The following is a 1,674-nucleotide window of genomic DNA, read 5'->3' as shown; positions in this document are numbered from 1 at the left end:
GGCGAAGTGCTGCCAGGTGGGAGATACGGGTGTGGGCTCGTGGCCTGCCTGTGTTCCAGGCGTCGAGACGGGTGAGGTTGATCGCGGTCGCGGTGAGCTGGTGCTGGAGCCGGGTCTTGGCGAGTCCGTGGTAGCGGGCCTTCCGCATGCCGGCGGTGTGGACGGCGTGGGAGATGGTGCCCTCGATGCCGTTGCGGGCCGCGTAGCGCTCTCGCCATTCGGGGGTGTCCTGAAGTGCGCGGGCGTGGCGAATGGCTTCGTGTTCGGTCTGGGGCCGCAGCGTGATGAACCGCCGTGTCCCGTCGGTGGAGCTAATGCAGGCGGAGCGATCGGGGCAGGGACGGCAGTTGGTGGCGGAGAACTGGACCCGGACCACGGGGGTGCCGCGGTGGGAGAGCGTGTTGCGCCACTGGCCGGTGGTCTTGCCGTTTGGGCAGGTCACGGTCCTGGTATCCCAGTCCACGGTGAAGGCGGACTGGCTGTAGGGGCCGGTGGCCTGGGCGGTGGTGTCGGCCTGGATGGGGCCGGTCAGGATGATGCCGTGCTCCTGGGCGGCGGTGACGATGCGGGAGCCGTCGATGTAGCCCGCGTCCAGCAGGTGCTCGCCGGGCCGCAGGTCTTTGGCGGCCAGGGTGTCGTGGATGGCGTCGGTGGCCTTAATGTCCTGCACGGTGGCGTCGCTGGTCAGCACGTTCGTGATCAAGTGGGGAGTATCCGCGTCGCAGGTCTCGGTGAGATGGACCTTGAACCCGTCCCATTTGATGTCGCGTTTCACGCTCGCGCGGGCATCGGTGTCATAGGGGCTGACCAGGCGCAACGCGCCTGGCGGGCAGTCTTTTGGGTCTCGCCACCGTACCTCGCCCTCTGCGTCGAGGGTGAACTGCTGGATCCACGCTCGGCGCAGGAGCTGGACGGCAGGCAGCTCGCGCAGCCAGACGGGCGCATCGGCCGCATGGGCGCCGGTGAGCAGGCGTACGCCGTCCCGGCCGGTCTGCTCGGCCAGCTTGACGCGCTTGGTCTTGCCGGAGGGAAGCCAGTAGTCCTCGGGCCGGGTGGCATACCGGTCGAACCAGGCGGGATCGGCGTTAACGGTCAGCCAATCGGGAGCGGCCGCGGCCAGAGCGTTGAGTGCCGCGCGCAGGGTCTCGATGACGAACTCCAGCCGGTTCAGTGACCGGATCGCGGCCAGCACGTGGGTGGAGTCCGTCCGTGCCCGGCCGGGCGGCTTGAGCAGACCGGCGTGGCGGGCGGCCTCCAGGACCCGGTCGAAGAGCTGTTGACCGCCGTCGACCTCGACCAGCCGGGCACGGAATTCGCTGAGCACTGAGTAGTCGAACCCGGGATCGGTGAGCTCCAGGCCCAGGGCGTATTTCCAGTCGATCCGGGCCCGGACCGCCACGGCCGCCTGGCGGTCTGGTAGTCCCTCGGCAAATTGGAGCACCGATACCAGCGCGAGCCGGCCAGGCGACCATGCGGGCTTGCCCCGGGCCGGGAACAGCGCCGTGAACTGCTCGTCCCGGAACAACACCCCCAGCTCGTCCCGCAGCCGGATCGCCAGGTTCCCCTTCGGAAACGCCGCCCGAGCCACCCGCACCGTCTCCGCAGGGATCTCCCCGACCCCGGCCGGACGCATCGACATCGAACCCCACCCCAAACGACAACGTCGGTCTCCAA

The 1,674-nt window shown here is 69.2% G+C and carries 1 protein-coding gene; it reads right to left on the bottom strand.

The window, feature by feature from the left end; genetic code table 11:
* Positions 1-1,639 (bottom strand): IS1182 family transposase (locus IE096_RS31055; protein WP_189457480.1); only part of this gene is annotated, 1,639 nt, incomplete at its 3' end.
* Positions 1,640-1,674: the final 35 nt, after the last annotated feature.

The organism is Streptomyces abikoensis (genome assembly GCF_014648775.1).
Classification (GTDB): domain Bacteria; phylum Actinomycetota; class Actinomycetes; order Streptomycetales; family Streptomycetaceae; genus Streptomyces; species Streptomyces abikoensis.
This window is presented reverse-complemented; position numbering and strand designations above follow the sequence as displayed.